Genomic DNA, 19,040 nt, shown 5'->3' on the forward strand with positions numbered 1-19,040 from the left:
ACCAGCTCGGGCTGGGCAACTCAAGTAACAATAGAGATACAGATGGACGATCAATCATTAAAACAGCAAGCTTTGTACTACCACGAATATCCAACACCAGGGAAAATCAGTGTTACGCCAAGTAAACAGCTGGTCAACCAACATGACCTAGCGCTTGCTTACTCTCCGGGTGTCGCAGCACCATGTTTAGAGATTGAACGCGACCCATCAACTGCAGCACTTTACACTGCACGTGGCAACCTTGTTGCAGTTGTAACTAATGGCACTGCAGTTTTAGGTCTGGGTAACATCGGTCCTTTAGCATCTAAACCAGTTATGGAAGGTAAAGGCGTACTGTTTAAAAAATTCGCGGGTGTAGATGTATTTGACCTCGAGATTGCTGAAAACGATCCAGACAAAATTGTGGACATCGTGGCTGCATTAGAACCTACTTTTGGTGGTATTAACCTTGAAGATATCAAGGCACCGGAATGTTTCTATATTGAGAAAAAACTTCGTGAACGCATGAATATTCCTGTGTTCCATGATGATCAACATGGAACGTCTATCATCGTGGGTTCAGCTTTACTCAATGCTTTACAACTGACTGGCAAAAAAATTGAAGAGATTAAAATTGTCGCTTCAGGTGCTGGTGCAGCTGCATTGTCTTGTCTAGATTTGCTTTGTGCTTTAGGTGCAAACAAACACAACATTACCGTTGCCGATTCACGCGGTTTGTTGACGACTAAACGTGACAATCTGGATGAATCGAAAAAACGTTATGTTCAAGATATTGAAGGCACTCAATTAGCAGACGTTATTGCTGGTGCGGATATGTTCTTGGGACTTTCAGCGGCAGGTATTTTGACCAAAGAAATGGTTAAAGTAATGGCTGAAAATCCAATCATTTTTGCTTTGGCAAATCCAGATCCAGAAATTTTACCTGAACATGCACATGAAGTTCGTCCTGACGTGATTATGGCAACCGGTCGTTCGGATTATCCAAACCAGGTAAACAATGCACTTTGCTTCCCGTATATCTTCCGTGGTGCCTTAGACGTTGGTGCAACCACCATTAACGAAGAAATGAAAATTGCCTGCGTACATGCGATTGCACGTATGGCACACATTGAAGCAGATGCAGCATCTTATGGTGAAAAATCTGCATCATTTGGTCGTGACTATTTAATCCCACGCCCACTTGATCAACGTTTAATTCTTGAAATTGCCCCTGCTGTTGCACAAGCTGCAATGGATTCTGGGGTGGCGACTCGTCCGATCGAAGATTTCTCTGCATATCGTCAAAAATTGTCTGAGTTTGTATACAACTCTGCATTTATGATGAAACCGATCTTTGCCCAAGCAAAAACAGCGCCTAAACGCATTGCATATGCGGAAGGTGAAGATCTTCGTGTGCTTCGTGCAGTTCAAATTGCGGTAGATGAAGGTTTAGCGTTCCCAATTCTTGTTGGTCGTACTGCTGTCATTGAAGCAAACATCAAAAAATTGGGCTTGCGTCTTGAACATGGCGTGAACATTGAAATTGTGGATCAAGAGAACAATCCAGATTACGAATTTTTTGCGGATGATTACTACCAAATCATGCAGCGTAAAGGCGTAACACCTGAATACGCACATCGTGAAGCACGTCGTCGTTCTACCTTGATTGCTGCAATGTTAGTGAAACACGGTCATGCAGACGGTATGCTTTGTGGTACCTATTCAAGCTATGACATTCATTTGGATTTCGTGAAAAACGTGATTGGCTTAAAAGAAGGTCGTAGCACATTCTTTACCCTAAATGCGTTAATGCTTCAAGATCGTAACTTGTTCATTGCCGATACTTATGTGAATACCAATCCAACGGCTGAACAGTTGGCTGAAATGACCATTTTGGCGGCTGAAGAAGTGCGTCGTTTTGGTGTGACTCCACGTATTGCGTTGTTATCGCATTCAAGCTTTGGTTCTGACCAAACCGATGCAAGCGCACAAAAAATGCGTAAAGTATTTGAAATTTTAAGTGAAATTGCACCTGAACTTGAAGTCGAAGGTGAAATGCACGGTGATGCTGCACTTGATGAAAATATTCGTCATTTCGCATTCCCGAACTCACGTTTCAAAGGTTCTGCAAACTTACTTATCATGCCAAACCTTGATGCAGCAAACATTTCATTTAACCTGTTGAAAGCGACTTCAGGTAACAATGTAACGATTGGCCCAATTTTGTTGGGTGCTGCAAAACCTGTACATATCTTGACACCGACTGCAACAACACGTCGTGTGGTAAATATGACAGCGTTGACAGTTGCTGAAATTCAACAGTCACAAGAAGGCTAGTATTTAACTTTAGCAAAAAGCTAAGGTTCTTTACTTGAGAAAACCTCTATTCTGTAGCATGATTGCTTGAAGAATAGAGGTTTTTTCATGCGAGTTTATTTAGTAGGCGGTGCAGTACGTGATCACTTACTCGGTCACCCCTATCACGAAAAAGATTATGTGGTTGTGGGTGCAACACCTGAACAACTTCTTGCTCAGGGCTATCAGCCGGTAGGTAAAGATTTCCCTGTTTTTTTGCATCCCGAAACAAAAGAAGAATATGCTTTAGCCCGTACCGAGCGTAAATCCGGTCAGGGTTACCATGGCTTTGAATTTTATACAGATACGAGTGTAACCCTCGAAGATGATCTGATCCGTCGTGACCTGACCATTAATGCGATGGCGATGGATGAAGATGGCAACGTATACGACCCTTATAAAGGGCAGCAAGATCTAACCGATCGAATATTACGTCATGTATCCAATGCTTTTGTCGAAGATCCGCTGCGCGTTTTACGTATCGCACGATTTGCAGCGCGTTATAAATCACTTGGGTTCACCGTGGCATCTGAAACTTTGGCATTGATGCAACAGTTGGCGGAATCAGGTGAATTACAGGCATTAACGCCTGAACGGGTATGGAAAGAAACCTCTCGTGCCTTGATGGAAGATCATGCCGATGAATATTTCGAAACGCTACGTCGCTGTGGTGCGTTAAAAGTCCTGTTCCCAGAACTCGATGCTTTATACGGTATTCCACAACGTCCTGAATATCATCCGGAAATTGATAGCGGCATTCATACCATGATGTCGCTACAACAAGCCTGTAAAGCCAATTATTCACTGGATGTACGCTTTGCCGTTCTGGTTCATGATTTAGGTAAGGCATTGACTCCGGCAGATGAATTGCCGCGTCATATCATGCATGAAGAACGGGGTGTCAAACCGGTAACCGAAGTTTGTGATCGCCTCAAAGTTCCCACCAACACCAAGCAACTTGCCATTGCGGTCTGTAAAGAACATTTAAAATGTCATCAAGCCTTAAGCTTGAAACCGGGGACTTTATGGCGCTTATTACAACGATTGGATGTTTTGCGTCGCCCTGAACGCGTTGAAGCTTATGTTCAAGCCTGTGAATGTGATTCACGTGGCCGCCTTGGCCTGGAAGATCGTGAATATCCACAATCTCAATATGTACTAGATGCCATGGAAGTGGTTCGTGGCATTAAAGCGCAGGATTTACCACCCGATATTAGTGGTCCTGATATCGGTGAAATGTTGATTCAACGCCGTATTCAAGCACTTGAAGAATTAAAAGCCCGGCAGATTATTGCTGCTGTATAGCTCATAAAAAAGCTTCTCGTTTGAGAAGCTTTTTCTTTTAATCCCTCCTAACCTCCCTTTTTAAAGGGAGGGAAAAGTTCCTCATTTTTTTAAAGGTGAGTAGCACTGCTACGTAAGGGAGGGATTTATAGGATTTTTTAGAAATACAATTAAGAAACATCCGCAGGGAAAGTAATCACGTTTTCCAGTTTCATCTGTTCAGTCGCGACCATTAATAAACGATCAATCCCTAAAGCGATGCCTGAACATTCAGTCATATGTGGTAAAGCCGCCAGTAGATATTCATCAATTGGCATGACATGTAAGCCAAGCTTTTCACGTTCCAGATTATCGGCTTCAAAACGGGAACGTAACACTGTGGCGTCAATCAGTTCATCATAGGCATTCGCTAATTCCAAACCTTCAATATAAAGCTCAAAACGTGCTGCAACCTGTTCCCCCTCTTCATCCACTTTAACTTTGGCAAGCGATGCCATTTCAGGTGGGAAATCGGTTAAAAATACTGGAGTATCGAAACCCAAACTCGGTTCAACCATATGTGAAAATAACAGGTCGATATATCCCAAGCGGTCATCACCCAAATCCAGATTTAAACCGACCCGGTTACAGCAGTCTTTGAGCTGTTTTAAATTGGCTTGTAATGGATTGAGATCCAGACGATCCATAAAGGCATGTTTGTAACTTAAAATAGTTGGACGGACTTCACCAAAACGATGCGCCAAAGTCACATTGAGCAAGTCGGTGACTTCAAACATCAGTTCTTTCAAGCTTAAATTTGGACGGTACCATTCCAGCATGGTGAATTCACTATTGTGTTTTCGTCCATGTTCATCATCACGAAAGACTTTGCAAATTTGGTAAATTGGACCACTGCCACTGGCCAATAATCGCTTCATGGCAAATTCAGGTGAAGTTTGCAGATAATGGGTGTGTTTGCGACCACCGAGATGACGCTGAGCCTGAATAGATGCTAGATGCACATCGGTGACACCTGCTTGTGACAATATTGGGGTTTCGACTTCAAGCACATCCCGTTCAGCAAAGAACTGACGGATTTGTGCATACATTTTGGCACGGGCTTTTAGCGCCTTGATATCACAGGTCGGTTGATAATTGAGGGTTTCTGTATTTGCCATGTTCATGCTTTCGGGCCTCCGTGCGCTGCCCATTCACGGCGTAAGGGATAGGTTTTACGTAAATAATCAAAGGCTTTTTGATCCACTTTGCCCTCTTTTAAACAGGCACGCAGGTTGGCATCGTCACGTGCAATATCATAAATATGAGTCAGATATTGTTTCAGCACCTGTTTTAAATCTTGATCTTGAAAATATTGCTCGCAGAGTGGCAATTGAGTTTCAAATTTTTTATCTGCAGTAAAATTAAAGGTTTTGCAGAAAGCATCGTAAATCATTTGCGTGCCACGCGCTTTGCCTTCTAAGCTATAGCCCGCAATATGCGGCGTGACCAAACGGATCAGATTTAAGAGTTGTTCTGAAATTTCAGGTTCATGTTCAAACACATCCAGAACCACTAGGCGTTTGGTCTTTTCAATATCCGCAATCAGTGCCGCTTCCTCGACCACGGGGCCACGTGCTGAATTAATCAATATCGCTTCAGGCTTCATTTGTGCCAAAGCATCCACATTGATCAAATGAAAAGTCGGATGCTCTCCGGTTTTGGTTAAGGGTACATGAATAGAAATGGCATCTGCTGTTTTGAATAATTCTGCTAATTCAACTTGATTCACAGATTCACGCTGTACGAAGGGATCATAAGCAATCACATTCCAGCCCAGCAATTTAGCCATATAGGTTAAACGTGAACCGACATTGCCCAGACCTATAATACCGAGGGTGAATTGTTCATTTTTCTCGATTAAATTGGGTTGTAAATATAACAGTACTGTAATCACATATTCAGCCACCGCCTGCGCATTACATCCTGCCGCATTTGACCATGCGATATTGTGTGTTTCTAAAGCAGGAATATCCAAATGGTCGGTACCAATGGTGGCACTGCCGACAAATTTAAGTGCGGTATTTTGAATAAGTTGTTCATTTACTTGGGTCACAGAACGAACCAGCAAGGCTTCAGCATCCTGTACATTTACATGGGTTAAACTACGCCCTGCTGCTTGCTGAATCTCTCCAAAATCTGCAAAGAAATATTCGGTAAAGGCCAGATTTTCATCTGCAACGATTTTCATAGCGCGTTCCAATGACATGAATACCGCTATGATAACGCTTGGCGGCAAATCTGACTATGCAAGTTAATTATAGAGTAGATTCTTTAAGCGATATAAATAAATGAATATCCAAATTTTAATATCTTTGCTGCTAAGTAAGCCCTAACCCCAAATACAATTTCCCCCTCCAAAAAAAGACCGAATTCTGTAAAAAATCCGGTCAAAACAGGAATCACTAAAACTTCAATCCAATGGATTAAGCCACTGCACCATCAATAATGCCCTGCGCCTTTAAAGCTCTTAATTCATTCTGAGTTTTAAATTGCGACAAAATCTTTTCGGTATGTTCACCCAACTGCGGCGCAGCATGCCTATATTCAACCGGTGTATCGGATAACTTAATCGGTGAACCAATCATTCTAAATTGATTATTTAATGGATGTGCGACATCCACTACCATGTCACGAGATTGAATTTGTGGCTCATTCAATGCATCTTCTATTGAGTTAATCACTCCGACCGGCACTTTTACCGCATGAATTGCAGTGACCCAATCTTCGGCATTTTTAGCCAAGAAATACTCTGACAGTAATGGAATCAGTTCATCGCGATGTTTAACCCGATCCTGATTACGTTGGAATTTTTTATCTTCCAATAACTCGGGTAGACCAATCGCAATACACAAATCTTTAAATTGCTTGTCATTGCCACAGGCAATAATAAATTCTTTATCTTTTGCTTTAAAGGTTTGATACGGCACGATATTCGGATGATTATTCCCCATACGTTTGGGAGATACACCAGTAGTGAGATAATTCATACCCTGATTGGCAAGTGTAGCAACCTCAACATCCAATAAGGATAAATCAATGTATTGGCCACGCCCCGTATGCTGACGTGCCAATAAAGCCGCCTGAATGGCAACAGTGGCATACAGCCCGGTTTGAATATCGACCACGGCTACACCGACTTTTTGTGCACCGCCACCCGGAAGTTCATCTTTTTCACCGGTGATACTCATCAATCCCGACATGCCTTGAATGATAAAGTCATAACCCGGTTCTTCTGCACGCGGTCCAGTTTGACCAAATCCGGTAATGGAGCAATAGACCAAGTTCGGATTAAGTTCATTTAAAGATGCATAATCTAAACCGTATTTTTCCAATGAACCGGCTTTATAATTTTCAATCACCACATCGGCCGTTTTGGCAATTTCCCGAATGAGTTCCTGCCCAGCTTCACTTGCAATATCTATAGCGACTGAATATTTGTTGCGGTTGGCACATTGGTAATAACCCGATTCACGGGTTGCGGCCCCTTGATTATCCAACATCCACGGCGGGCCCCACATACGGGTGTCATCACCAACTTTTGGACGTTCAATTTTAATGACTTCTGCGCCAAGGTCTGCCAGAATTTGCCCGCACCATGGACCCGCCAGTACACGACTTAAATCTAAAACTCGAATTCCTTGTAATGCACTCATGTTCTACTCCAAAAGCCAGCAGAGGTCGCTGCTGGCTATTTTTATTATTTAGCGCTAAGTGTTGTTGCTGTGGTTGCCAAGGTACTCGGTATTTTCTGTTCTGTATCTGTTGCCGTCACCAATGAAGATTGCTGTGGATCATACTGACGTTCACGGATAAAGAAGCCTGGAATCACACCGGCAATAAAGTAAGCAGTACCCATCACAATAAAGGCCATGGTGAATGAACCGCCTGCAGCAATAATCCCGATGGTGGCTGGTGCAATCGCAGCGCCTAAACGTCCCATGTTATAAGCACCGCCAATGGCTGTACCACGTACATCGGTCGAGAAGGTTTCCGCCATATAGGTTGCATTTACACCGTATGGAATTCCATAGAGGAAACCAAAGGTAATCAATAAATAAGCGATATTGTCGGGTGTATTGAAGAAGATAATGACAGGTAAAAATGCTGCTGTCGTGACGGTACCAAATACAAAAGTTGCCCGACGACCCAATTTATCTGCGGCATAACCTGCAATAATTTTACCGAGAATCATCGCTGTATATGCACCGACCATATAGCCTGTTAAAGCTTTAAAGTTCATATTCAGTTCAGTTTCTAAATAGGTTGGCATCCAGTTATTTACACCGTAATAGCCAAACTGTAAAAAGGCAGCGGTACTCATCCACAACAAGAACATTTTGCGGTGCTGGGTATGCCCAAAAATACGTTTATACACACTTTCAGAAGGAGCTTTTGCAGTGATTGCTTCAGCTGTAGGCTCAATTTTCAATTCTTTACGTTTAAATTGTTCTATTTTTGCTTCCTGCCAAGATGCAGGCTCAGGTACAAAACGCATGAAAATAAGTGCAAATGCAGCTGGAATAATGGTCACATAAAACAACATACGCCAACCATGATCAGGAATAATTGCCCCTGCTAACAAAGTCGCTACGATATAACCGACGGTTTGACCTGTCTGCAATGTGCCTAAAACGGTTGTACGATACTTGGTAGGAACATATTCCGCCATGAGCGTATTACACGCCATATATAGCGAACCCAAACCAAATGCACCTATAAAGCGCAGAATCATGAATTGCTCATAACTTTGAGTAAAACCCAAAATACAGGTCATGATTGAAAAGAAAACCACAGACCAGGCAATGGTTTTGACACGACCAAATTTATCACATGCCCATCCGCCCGTAATTCCACCAAGCGCCATTCCTGCAAGTGATGAACTTCCCAGCATACCCGCTTGAAATGAAGTTAAGCCAAATTCAGCTTTTAAACTGGTTAAGCTGAATGACAACAGCATGATGTCAACACCATCAATCACCAGTGAAATAAATGCAAAAACAAATGCAATTTTCCAGGTATTTTTATGAATACGATGCGCTGTGCCTACATTGGATGGCAATTTTCTGCTGAGCGTTCCTGCTCCAGCCTGTATATCATTATTCATTTCTATATCCCTCATTTTCCCAAATGAGTCATCGGCAGTCCTATTCTTTCTCTACATTTGCCTGAGGTTCTTTATTGTTTTTCTATCATTCCGTTTGAACTTTAAGCTTAAAAATGCACAGATTTACAAGAATGTTTCACGATGAATCCTTTAATTAAAGTTAATTATTGATTTTTTTTTGAGACAAAACGTCTCCAGGATGCCCACGAATGAACATCCTGAATTGAAGAACTAAATTAGTTACCGAATGCGGCGATACCTGTTTGTGCACGTCCTAAAATCAAGGCATGCACATCATGGGTACCTTCATAGGTATTCACCACTTCCAGATTGACCAGATGACGCGCCACACCAAACTCATCGCTAATCCCGTTGCCGCCCAACATGTCACGTGCCAAACGTGCAATATCCAGGGCTTTACCACAGTTATTACGCTTGATCAGTGAAGTGCCTTCAACCGAAGCGATACCTTCATCTTTCATCCGGCCGAAACGGAGTGCGACTTGTAGACCCAAGGCAATTTCGGTTTGCATGTCTGCCAGTTTCTTTTGAATCAGCTGGTTTGCTGCCAACGGACGACCAAACTGCTTGCGGTCCATGGTGTATTGATGTGCGGTATGCCAGCAGAACTCTGCGGCTCCCATTGCACCCCAAGCGATGCCGTAACGTGCACTGTTCAGGCAGGTAAACGGACCACGTAAGCCGCGAATTTCCGGGAAAGCATTTTCTTCTGGAACAAAGACATTATCCATCACGATTTCACCGGTAATCGAGGCACGCAAACCGACCTTGCCGTGAATCGCAGGGGCTGAAAGCCCTTCCCAGCCCTTTTCCAGAATAAAGCCGCGGATCTCCCCGACATTACCTTCTTCCGATACTTCTTTGGCCCAAACCACAAAGACATCGGCAATCGGGCTGTTGGTAATCCACATTTTCGCACCAGATAAACGATAACCACCCTCTACCTTTTTGGCCCGGCTAATCATGCTGCCTGGATCGGAACCATGATCCGGTTCGGTCAAGCCGAAGCAACCAATGTATTCACCCGTTGCAAGTTTAGGCAAGTATTTCTGTTTCTGTTCTTCAGAACCAAATTCATTGATTGGCACCATCACCAGCGAGCTTTGTACGCTGGCCATGGAACGGTAACCTGAATCGACATATTCAATTTCACGCGCTACCAGACCATAGCTGACATAATTTAAACCTGCACCGCCGTATTGTTCAGGAATCGTAGGGCCAAGCAGACCCAACTCGCCCATCTCACGAAAGATGGAAGCATCGGTCTGTTCATGACGGAACTGTTCAAGTACACGAGGCAACAATTTGTCCTGGCAATAGGCATGTGCAGAATCGCGAATCATGCGCTCTTCTTCAGTTAATTGCTGTTCGATTAAAAACGGGTCTTGCCAGTTAAATTGAACTTTTGCTGTTTTTTTCATATTGATCATTTGATTCATCGCTTCCTCTGCTCGATATCATGTTCTATTTATCTGACTCGATGCTATGGCGGAAAAATGATTCTTTCAAACGATAAATTTGCATGCAGATATACCATTTACGCATATCTTATTTTAACCAGATAGATAACAATGGATTTAGCGACTGTATTTATCAGGCATTGTTTGTTTTTTAGACTAAAGTTGAATAGGTTTCGCATCTTCATATGCCATTTTAAAATATCTGGTTCAGATAAAAGGATTTATCTATGCGTCGTCACATCCCATCTTTACAAAGTTTATTGTGTTTTGAATCTGCGGCTAAACATGCCAGTTATACGCATGCCTCACAAGAACTGTGTATTACCCAAAGTGCGGTGTCGCGGCAAATTCAGCAACTCGAAGAATTTCTTAAACTTGAATTGTTCACCCGTACCCGGCATGGGGTCGAACTCACCCTTGCAGGACAGCAGTATTACAGCCTGATCAAACCCTATTTATTGGGTCTGGAGCAAAGCACTTTAGATATTATGGCGCACAAAGGTCTAGGGGGAACTCTAAAATTAGGCGTGGTGCCTACTTTTGCAACCTGCTGGCTGCTCCCCAAATTGCACCGCTTTAATGAAATTTATCCTGAAATTACCGTGCATTTGGAAACCAGCACCAAACCCTTTCTCTTTAATGAAACGATATTTGATGCCGCCATATATGCCGGAACACCACAACAAATTGCACACTGGCCAGGTGTACAAACCCATTACCTAATGAAAGAAGACCTGATTGCTGTTTGCTCCCCTCAGCTTATTTTAAAAAATTTTCCAGATGCACAAATGATTAATGAATATAGTTATGATTTAAGTCCTGAACAGCTCATCCAACTTCCACTGTTACAACAAACCACCCGCCCGACCATTTGGCATGAATGGTTTAAAACACATCAAATATTTCATCCAAAATCTTATGATGGTCATCGACATGAACTGTTCTCCATGTTGGCGGTTGCAGCCAAGCAATCGATGGGCATGGCACTCATTCCACAAATACTGATTAACCCAGAATTACACAACAAAGAATTAGTTATTGCATCAAGTAAAAAACTGGAAGGAAGCCGTTCTTATTATTTAGTACATTCTAGTCAAGAATCCTCTCCGCTGATCCAAAAATTTATCGATTGGATTCAACAAGAATTGCTGCTTTCATCCACTCAAAATGATAGAAATATAGAAGAATAAAACGACTCATCTCTATGCTTTTTTAGTTCAGCTGAGATATCTATGATGAATTGATAGCAGGATTCTTCAGTGTTTGCTTTTAATCATAATAAAATATGTATTTGCACTGCGTGAAACAATCCTCCCTTCCGCAACATTCGCAAATCTTAATAATCCACTCTCAATAAGTACCCGCTTAAAGACTTTTACATTCAATCTTTTAAGTCATTTGTATCCACTGGATATGCACAAATTTATCTAATTTTCTTCTTTATTTATATTTTAGTTTTTTTATGAATAAAAATTTTAGGCAATAAAAAACCCCGATCAATGATCGGGGTTTTGAATTTGGCGGAAGCGGTGAGATTCGAACTCACGGAGGACTCACACCCTCGTCGGTTTTCAAGACCGGTGCATTAAACCGCTCTGCCACGCTTCCAATGGCGGCTATGATATAAATAAAAACCCATCTTGGCAAACACTTTTATGCTTTTTTCTTACCGAGTGATTAAAATAAAATCAAAATGCATTAATTTGCTGAATTTTCAGGCTTTTCATAACGAATTTGATTGATATACCACTGTTTCTTGCCTAATGGTGTCAGTACCTCAACTTCATCATCGACTTGTTTTCCAAGTAAAGCGCGTGCCATAGGTGAATCAATTGAAATATGCTGTGGATGGTGATCATAAATTTCATCTACGCCGACAATACGTAAGGTTTTTTGCTCACCTTCATCATTCTCAATATCCACCCAGGCACCAAAATACACTTTGCCCTCTTGCTCAGGCGAAAAATCAATAATTTTAAGCTCTTCTAAACGCTTGCCCAAGTAACGAACACGACGGTCAATCTTACGTAAAATTTGCTTGTTGTACTGGTAATCAGCATTTTCCGACCTATCGCCGAGACTCGCCGCCCAGTTCACTTTTTGGGTGATTTCTGGACGTTCTTTATGCCACAAATGCTGTAATTCTGCGACCAGTTTGTCATGTCCAGAACGTGTAATTAAGTTAGATTTCATAGTATTTTTTGATGTTATGCTTACAATTTGCTTACAAGAGTGGCCTATTTTATCCGCTATTTACACACAACTAAAGTTTATAAAATTAATTCTTCAATTAAATTAACTCTTTATGTTACATATCTCTAAAAAGTTTAGTACAAAATTTGACAAGTTTATTTTTCACCCTTATTATTCGCGCATGTTTTTAAATCGCTTACTTTTTAATCTATGTAGAAATTCTACATTATTCTCCTTTTAATCTAATGTCATTTTGAATGACGTCATGACTGCCCAACCCTTATTGAATTTATCAAACTTGAAAAAGCTTGAGGCATGTTCGCCTTTGCTTTATAGGGCATAAATTACTTGTAGCGGAGACAACATGCACAGTAGTTCAACTTCTGGGGTGAGGCTTTGCCTTAACTCTTTAAAATCTTCTCTCTCATTAAAAATTCTTGCGTTCAGTACCCTGTTAATTCCATTTCATAGTATTAATGCAAGTAAATCGTACCAATACGATTCTGTAGTCAACGGCAAGCAACTCACCGTCGTTTCAGTGGAAAATTCGACCACAGTATTTAAAGATGGCGCGCATCTACATGGGTTTGGTTATGACCTCGCGCGTAACTATGCCAACAGCTTAAACGTCAAACTGGTGTTTAAAACTGTGCCTGATAACGCGACAGCACTCAAATGGGTATCGCAAGGTAAGGCCAACTTTGCCATGACGACAGCAGATGTTAGTTCTATTGAACAGAAGCGTCTGACTTCTTTTTCAGCAACCTGTGGTGATATCGGCAGCTTGCAACAAAATGGCTTAAATACAAAGCTGAATTGGGTATTTAAACATGCAGATGATCCACTCACACAAACTGCAAGTGGTTTTGTCTGTCAGGGCAAACAGTCTGGTTCGATTCGTCAATTGGCTTCATTCTACAACCAGAATGCGGTTCAAGAAGAATCATGGGATAGCATTCAGCGTGATTTAAATCAACGGATGCCTATTTATAAAGCCAGCTTTAAAAATACAGCTGCAAAATATGATTTAGATTGGCACCTATTAGCAGCAATTGGTTATCAGGAATCGTATTTAAAACCCAATTCTGTATCGCCTACCGGTGTTCGTGGTTTAATGATGCTGACCAACAGTACCGCAAAAGCTATGGGTGTGAGTAACCGAACGGATCCTGCTCAAAGTATTGAAGGTGGGGCGAAATATTACGACCAGATGTTAAGTCGTTTTACAGATGTTCCTTATCCTGATCGTAACTGGTATGCACTTGTTGCTTACAATATGGGACCAGGTGCCGTTAATCAGATTCAAAATCGCATTCGTGCACAGGGTAAAAATCCAAATAATTGGGTCAATCTATATAGTTATTTAGATCGTAACAAAGCCAGCAATGGTCGTTATCGTCAAGCGGTACAGTATGTAACTCGTATCCGCTCTTATTTAGAACATATTAAAACGACACAGTTAGTGAATATTTAATATCTTCTAAATATAAAAAAAGCTTACCCTTGGGTAAGCTTTTTTATGCTTAAAAGTTCTTAAGTGGTTTGCTCAAGCACTTTCTTAAATAAATCTTTTTGTTCTTGGCTTGGCTTAGCAGTTTGTAAAGCCATCAATTGTGACATATCGCCTTGAACTTTAATTTTGCCTGTCATGAATGCTTGCATAGCAGCAGCCATATCAAATTCAAGGAACACTTTGCGAAGGGTTTCACCATCCATGTTCAAAGTAGTTTTAGCATTTGGAGATAGACCTTTTTTAATTGCACCACCATCCAAAGACAATTCTGTATTGCCTTGTGAATCTGTAACCACTAAGTTGATTGCTAAATTTGCAAGTGCAGGTGGCAAGTTTAAGTCACCAGCTTGAGCAGTTAAGTTCTCTACATTTGAAAACCAATCATCAGTTAAAAAGGTAGGCATGATCTTTCCTCAATTTATTAGTTCATTTGTGTCGCCTATCCAGACAACATCTTTGTGAAGCTATTTATGCTTGACGCTTGTTATAGCATGTAAAATTGTTTTCTGCTTAAAGTTTTTTGCACGATACGTTCAATTTTTATATTTTCAATACATTATTTAACTAAATCAGATACATAAAATAGACACCAATCCTAAAACTGGTGTCTACCGCAACCATTATTCAGCAGCAAAGCCTAAATTCACCATATTGATGCGCTTGCTTTGTGATTCATCTTCTGTTGAACAGCTACTGGTGAAATCAATTTCACGTTGTTCATCTAAAGCTTCAAAGTCAAACAGTTCACGATCGGCCAATTGTGAAGGTGATACGTTTTGCATGGCACCAAAAATACTATGTAAACGCTTTGGATATTGAGCATCCCATTCACGCAACATATTGTTGATCATCGCGCGCTGTAAATTTTCCTGTGAACCACATAAGTTACACGGAATAATTGGGAACTGACGCATTTCTGCATACTTGACGATATCTTTTTCTTCCACATAAGCCAGTGGACGAATCAGGATATTTTTCTTGTCTGATGACAAGAGTTTTGGTGGCATGGCTTTCAAGCTGCCGCCATGGAACAAGTTTAGGAAGAAAGTTGCCATAATATCATCACGGTGATGACCCAAAGCCACTTTGGTCGCGCCAATTTCCTGGGCAAAACCATATAACGAACCACGACGTAAACGTGAGCACACTGCACAATACGTTTTACCTTCAGGGGTCAATTTTTTGGTAATGCTGTAGGTGTCTTTTTCCAGAATGTAATATGGAATGTTATTTTCTTCTAAATAACGTGGCAAGACATCTTCAGGGAAACCCGGCTGCTTTTGGTCTAGGTTAACCGCAACGACATCAAAGTTTATGGGTGCAATGCGTTTAAACTGCAACATAATGTCGAGCAAGGTATAACTGTCTTTACCACCAGAAATACATACCATCACCTTGTCACCTTCTTCGAGCATTTTAAAATCACGAATGGCATGACCGACTTGGCGGCGAAGCTTTTTCAACAAACGGTAATATGCCGAACTTGTTGGCAGTTCTGGTTTGAAATTAAATCCTTGTTCGGACTCAACTGGCGAGTACATAGACGAGATTTACCCATAAATAAAAATACCGCGCAATTTTATCCGATTCAGCCTCACATCGCACCAAAAGAATGTAATTTCTGAAAATTGATTATTGTTGTCATTTTCACGTAATCAACCACATGTTATTTTGGACGGTGCAGTTCAAATTTTAGCCACAATGCTTACCAATTGTACTTTTCCACAGTTGTCCACAAAACCTGTGGATAACTTTGTGGATTTCAAAAGGCTTGACAAGGTGTCTGACCTATTGTTTAAGGCTTCTATTTAAATTGATCATTTTTTGATCAATTTTATTTTCAATAAAAATCAATAGCTTAATAGTGTCAAGTTATCCTGATTAAAAAAAATTAAAATATTTTTTGATTACTATCTCTGCAATTAGCCCTTGCTTTTTACAAACTTGCAGAGAAATAAGTTTCAGAACGCTTTTAATTGTGTGTTTTTTTGTTAAACTCCTGTTGAACTGTCTGGAGCAGATTTTTTTCTATATAAAAAAATGAAAAATAACATTGTAAGCATGGGACTTTATTTTTTGGGGTGTGTGACAGTTGGTTCTGTTGCATCGACCAGTTATGCCGGTCAAACCATCTACCAGTTAAAAGAATCGAATGGCACGACCCTACTCACTAACAAAAAGGGTCGCTATAATCATTTAAAAGTGGAAAAAAAGACGTATTATCCGGACAGTAATATCCATAGTTATAGTAACTGGGGTTCGTCTGAAGCCTCGGTGCTTCCAAGCTATAGTCGCAATAAAAATGCCTTTGACCCTATTATTAAACAAGCGGCGTCACAACACGGTATTTCTGAAGGCTTAATTAAAGCAGTCATGCATACTGAATCTGGGTTTAATGTGAATGCACGTTCACCTGTCGGTGCACAAGGACTGATGCAACTGATGCCTGCAACGGCACGACGCTTTAATGTTTCCAATGCATTCGATCCCCAGCAGAATATTATGGCTGGAGCAAAATATTTGTCTTGGCTGATGAAGCGTTTTAACGGTAACACCTCGCTGGTTTTAGCCGGCTATAATGCCGGTGAAGGTAATGTGGCAAAATATGGCGGTATTCCCCCATTTAAAGAAACGCAGGATTATGTAAGACGGGTCAGCAGTCGTTATAGCAACTTATACTCAAATGGAATTGCGACCAGTACAAGTTCAAGCAATGACCATCACGCTGAACATGGAAAAATTATCGCGCAATCGAGTTCTAATGAATCATCTTCATCAAATTCTACATCTCATTACAGTGCGCAACGTCAAATCATCATGGCTTCTGATGGTCGTTTTACCGATGCCCCTATAGGTTCTTATGCCACGGCACATGCTACGGCGTCTGCCAAAATTTCAATTACCGACTAACAAAGTCATTTTTTGAAATCTGTATCCTCTAACAGAATTACTTATTTTTCTTCTTGAATTTTTAAGACTTACACCTCATATTTAGTAGATGATTTTTGATTCATAAATCAGATTATTTTTTTATTATAAGAGGATTCTCTCAATGATGCGGATTGGTTTGTTCTTGCTTACCAACCTCGCGGTACTGGTTGTAGCTGGCATTATTTTGTCACTCTTCGGTGTCGGTAGTTACCATGGCGCGGGTGGCTTAAATCTAGGCAACCTATTGGTCATCTGTTTTGTCTTTGGTATGGTTGGTTCTATCATTTCCCTGTTCATGTCAAAATGGATGGCGAAAAAAACCACTGGGACAGAGCTTATTGATCCCAATGCGCCTCGTAATCAAGCAGAAGCATGGTTATTACAAGAAGTTGCGCAATTATCGCAACGCGCTGGTATCAATATGCCAGAAGTGGGCATCTTCCCTTCTTACCAGTCCAATGCTTTTGCAACAGGTTGGAACAAAAACGACGCTTTAGTAGCCGTTTCAACGGGTTTACTCGAACGAATGAACAAAGACGAACTTCGTGCGGTACTTGCGCATGAAATTGGTCACGTTGCCAATGGTGATATGGTGACCCTGGCTCTGATTCAAGGTGTCGTCAATGCATTCGTCATGTTCTTTGCACGTGTGGTCGGTGATTTTATTGACCGTAACGTGTTTGGTCGTGAAGATGGCGAAGCACCGGGACTGGCTTACTTCGGTATTACTATCGTACTGGATATCGTGTTTGGTATTTTGGCATCTTCTATCGTGATGTGGTTCTCACGTCACCGTGAATACCGTGCCGATGAAGCTGGTGCACGTTTAGCTGGTAAACAAGCCATGATTTCAGCATTGTTACGTTTACAGGCAGAATCAGAACTGCCTGATCAAATGCCAAAAGAAATGAAAGCGTTTGCAATTGCGGAAGGTAAAGAACAAGGTTTCAGCTTAGCGGCTTTGTTCCAAACTCACCCAACGATTGAACAACGTGTGGCTGCATTACATCAGTTAAACTGCCCATAATATGGTTTGATTAAAAATACTGGTTGATTAAATTGATATAAAAAGAGCCTCCGAAATGGAGGCTTTTTTTAATGTTGTTGAATGCAACGTAATAAGCTGCCGTTGATATCAATGACACAGAACATCTCTATTTCAGCCAAATGTTCTATATCCGTGATTCGAGCTTGTGAAAATGCCGCCCAATTTAAACCCTGCCATGCTTGATAAAGTGCTGGCAAATCCTCAACCCGAATACACGCACTATGCCAAGAGCTTTTAAGATCGAGCGCTGGATGATGAAAAAATTCCAGAGTTAAACTACCACGATGCAGAATCATCCATTCATTAGATTGATAGGTAGATTGAAAACCAAGCATGCGATAAAAATCACATGTCGCGTCAAAATTGATCGCGGGTAAATTCGCAGCAATATAATCCATGGTTCTTATCCCTAAATCTTATCGAGCAAAATCAAAAAGCACTCAATCCTTGAAACCATTGCCATAACCAGCTCAAACCTAACCACATCGCAATCAGCATCAGCACCAAAACGATTCCCCCTAAAAGATCAGGAATATGTAACCACAGCCAAGCCACCACAGGATTTCGCCAAAAGGCTGAGCTCTGTTGTTTATGCTCCAGGCTTTCATGCAAAAATGGATGCACCACATGTGAATCACTGTGAATCTGATATTCCTCTCGAATATGCTCATGCACAATGGTTAAGGCTTTACGGCTTGGACGAATAAAAATATCAAACACGGTTCCCAGCACAGGAATAAAACCGACCACAGCATCTACCATGGCCAATTTCATCACCGAATTGAGTTTGCTTTGTGGCACCCCTATTTGCCTGGCTTTATAAATCGCGTAGCAGGTCAATACAAAACCTGCGACATCACCTGCGACAGGAATGGTACTTAATGCGGCATCTGCCCCGACCCCTTGCTTGGTAAACGGAATACGCACCACCGAGTCCATCATATTGGCAAACTTGGCTAAATCCCGCTCTAGACGCACCACCTCTTGCTGGCTGAGTTTTTTTTGTTGTTGCTCTGACATAGGCCTCAATTCCAAGGAAAGCATTATCTAAATACTTGAGATTACACCATATCTTTTCTGCATGCTGTGTATCGATATGATTAATAAAGCAGT

Annotated in this window: 16 protein-coding genes and 1 tRNA gene; 6 read left to right on the forward strand and 11 right to left on the reverse strand. The window is 41.3% G+C overall.

Features of this window, described 5'->3' with window-relative positions; genetic code table 11:
- Positions 1 to 42: 42 nt before the first annotated feature.
- Positions 43 to 2,316, forward strand: coding sequence for an NADP-dependent malic enzyme (locus B9T23_RS07395; RefSeq protein ID WP_086193637.1), 2,274 nt, complete (start codon positions 43 to 45; stop codon positions 2,314 to 2,316).
- A gap of 87 nt (positions 2,317 to 2,403) precedes the next feature.
- Positions 2,404 to 3,639, forward strand: coding sequence for a multifunctional CCA addition/repair protein (locus tag B9T23_RS07400; RefSeq protein WP_086193638.1), 1,236 nt, complete (start codon positions 2,404 to 2,406; stop codon positions 3,637 to 3,639).
- Positions 3,640 to 3,788: 149 nt separating this feature from the next.
- Here B9T23_RS07400 and epmA read toward each other — a convergent pair whose 3' ends face one another.
- From epmA to B9T23_RS07425, 5 genes are all read right to left on the reverse strand, one after another.
- Positions 3,789 to 4,775 (reverse strand): EF-P lysine aminoacylase EpmA, encoded by a 987-nt coding sequence (epmA, locus tag B9T23_RS07405; RefSeq protein WP_086193738.1) that lies wholly within the window; start codon positions 4,773 to 4,775, stop codon positions 3,789 to 3,791.
- A gap of 2 nt (positions 4,776 to 4,777) precedes the next feature.
- Positions 4,778 to 5,845 carry a 4-phosphoerythronate dehydrogenase gene (locus B9T23_RS07410; RefSeq protein ID WP_086193639.1) on the reverse strand — a complete coding sequence of 356 codons (1,068 nt, stop codon included), beginning with the start codon at positions 5,843 to 5,845 and terminating at the stop codon, positions 4,778 to 4,780.
- A 235-nt stretch (positions 5,846 to 6,080) separates the two neighbouring features.
- Positions 6,081 to 7,310, reverse strand: coding sequence for a CaiB/BaiF CoA transferase family protein (locus B9T23_RS07415; RefSeq protein WP_086193640.1), 1,230 nt, complete (start codon positions 7,308 to 7,310; stop codon positions 6,081 to 6,083).
- 44 nt (positions 7,311 to 7,354) lie between these two features.
- Entirely contained in the window at positions 7,355 to 8,761 is a 1,407-nt protein-coding gene (locus tag B9T23_RS07420) for an MFS transporter (protein ID WP_086193641.1), read from the reverse strand.
- Between the two features lie 236 nt (positions 8,762 to 8,997).
- Positions 8,998 to 10,221 (reverse strand): acyl-CoA dehydrogenase, encoded by a 1,224-nt coding sequence (locus tag B9T23_RS07425; protein WP_086193642.1) that lies wholly within the window; start codon positions 10,219 to 10,221, stop codon positions 8,998 to 9,000.
- Between the two features lie 248 nt (positions 10,222 to 10,469).
- On the opposite strand from B9T23_RS07425, the gene B9T23_RS07430 reads away from it, so the two are divergent.
- Entirely contained in the window at positions 10,470 to 11,432 is a 963-nt protein-coding gene (locus B9T23_RS07430) for a LysR substrate-binding domain-containing protein (protein WP_067724223.1), read from the forward strand.
- A gap of 328 nt (positions 11,433 to 11,760) precedes the next feature.
- Here the strand turns inward: B9T23_RS07430 and B9T23_RS07435 are convergent.
- Positions 11,761 to 11,850, reverse strand: a tRNA-Ser gene (locus tag B9T23_RS07435).
- Between the two features lie 90 nt (positions 11,851 to 11,940).
- Positions 11,941 to 12,435: a transcription elongation factor GreB gene (greB, locus tag B9T23_RS07440; RefSeq protein ID WP_086193643.1), complete on the reverse strand. Its 495-nt coding sequence runs from the start codon at positions 12,433 to 12,435 to the stop codon at positions 11,941 to 11,943.
- A gap of 364 nt (positions 12,436 to 12,799) precedes the next feature.
- Here greB and B9T23_RS07445 point away from each other — a divergent pair, with 364 nt between their 5' ends.
- Entirely contained in the window at positions 12,800 to 13,909 is a 1,110-nt protein-coding gene (locus B9T23_RS07445; protein ID WP_086193644.1) for an MltF family protein, read from the forward strand.
- Positions 13,910 to 13,968: 59 nt separating this feature from the next.
- Here the strand turns inward: B9T23_RS07445 and B9T23_RS07450 are convergent, their stop codons facing one another.
- The gene (locus B9T23_RS07450; RefSeq protein WP_067724226.1) at positions 13,969 to 14,352 is read right to left on the reverse strand and encodes an SCP2 sterol-binding domain-containing protein; all 384 of its coding nucleotides are present in this window, start codon (positions 14,350 to 14,352) and stop codon (positions 13,969 to 13,971) included.
- Between the two features lie 216 nt (positions 14,353 to 14,568).
- Positions 14,569 to 15,489: a tRNA 2-thiocytidine(32) synthetase TtcA gene (gene ttcA, locus B9T23_RS07455; protein ID WP_086193645.1), complete on the reverse strand. Its 921-nt coding sequence runs from the start codon at positions 15,487 to 15,489 to the stop codon at positions 14,569 to 14,571.
- 499 nt (positions 15,490 to 15,988) lie between these two features.
- Here ttcA and B9T23_RS07460 point away from each other — a divergent pair, with 499 nt between their 5' ends.
- Both B9T23_RS07460 and htpX read left to right on the forward strand, forming a co-directional pair.
- Entirely contained in the window at positions 15,989 to 16,858 is an 870-nt protein-coding gene (locus B9T23_RS07460; protein WP_086193646.1) for a lytic transglycosylase domain-containing protein, read from the forward strand.
- A gap of 142 nt (positions 16,859 to 17,000) precedes the next feature.
- Positions 17,001 to 17,906 (forward strand): protease HtpX, encoded by a 906-nt coding sequence (gene htpX, locus B9T23_RS07465; RefSeq protein ID WP_086193647.1) that lies wholly within the window; start codon positions 17,001 to 17,003, stop codon positions 17,904 to 17,906.
- 68 nt (positions 17,907 to 17,974) lie between these two features.
- Here htpX and B9T23_RS07470 read toward each other — a convergent pair whose 3' ends face one another.
- Positions 17,975 to 18,325, reverse strand: a complete 351-nt coding sequence (locus B9T23_RS07470; RefSeq protein ID WP_086193648.1) for a VOC family protein — start codon at positions 18,323 to 18,325, stop codon at positions 17,975 to 17,977.
- A gap of 31 nt (positions 18,326 to 18,356) precedes the next feature.
- Positions 18,357 to 18,947, reverse strand: coding sequence for a DUF4112 domain-containing protein (locus B9T23_RS07475; protein ID WP_067724231.1), 591 nt, complete (start codon positions 18,945 to 18,947; stop codon positions 18,357 to 18,359).
- Between the last annotated feature and the right edge of the window lie 93 nt (positions 18,948 to 19,040).

Source organism: Acinetobacter terrae, from assembly GCF_002135195.1.
In the GTDB taxonomy this organism is placed as follows: Bacteria; Pseudomonadota; Gammaproteobacteria; order Pseudomonadales; family Moraxellaceae; genus Acinetobacter; species Acinetobacter terrae.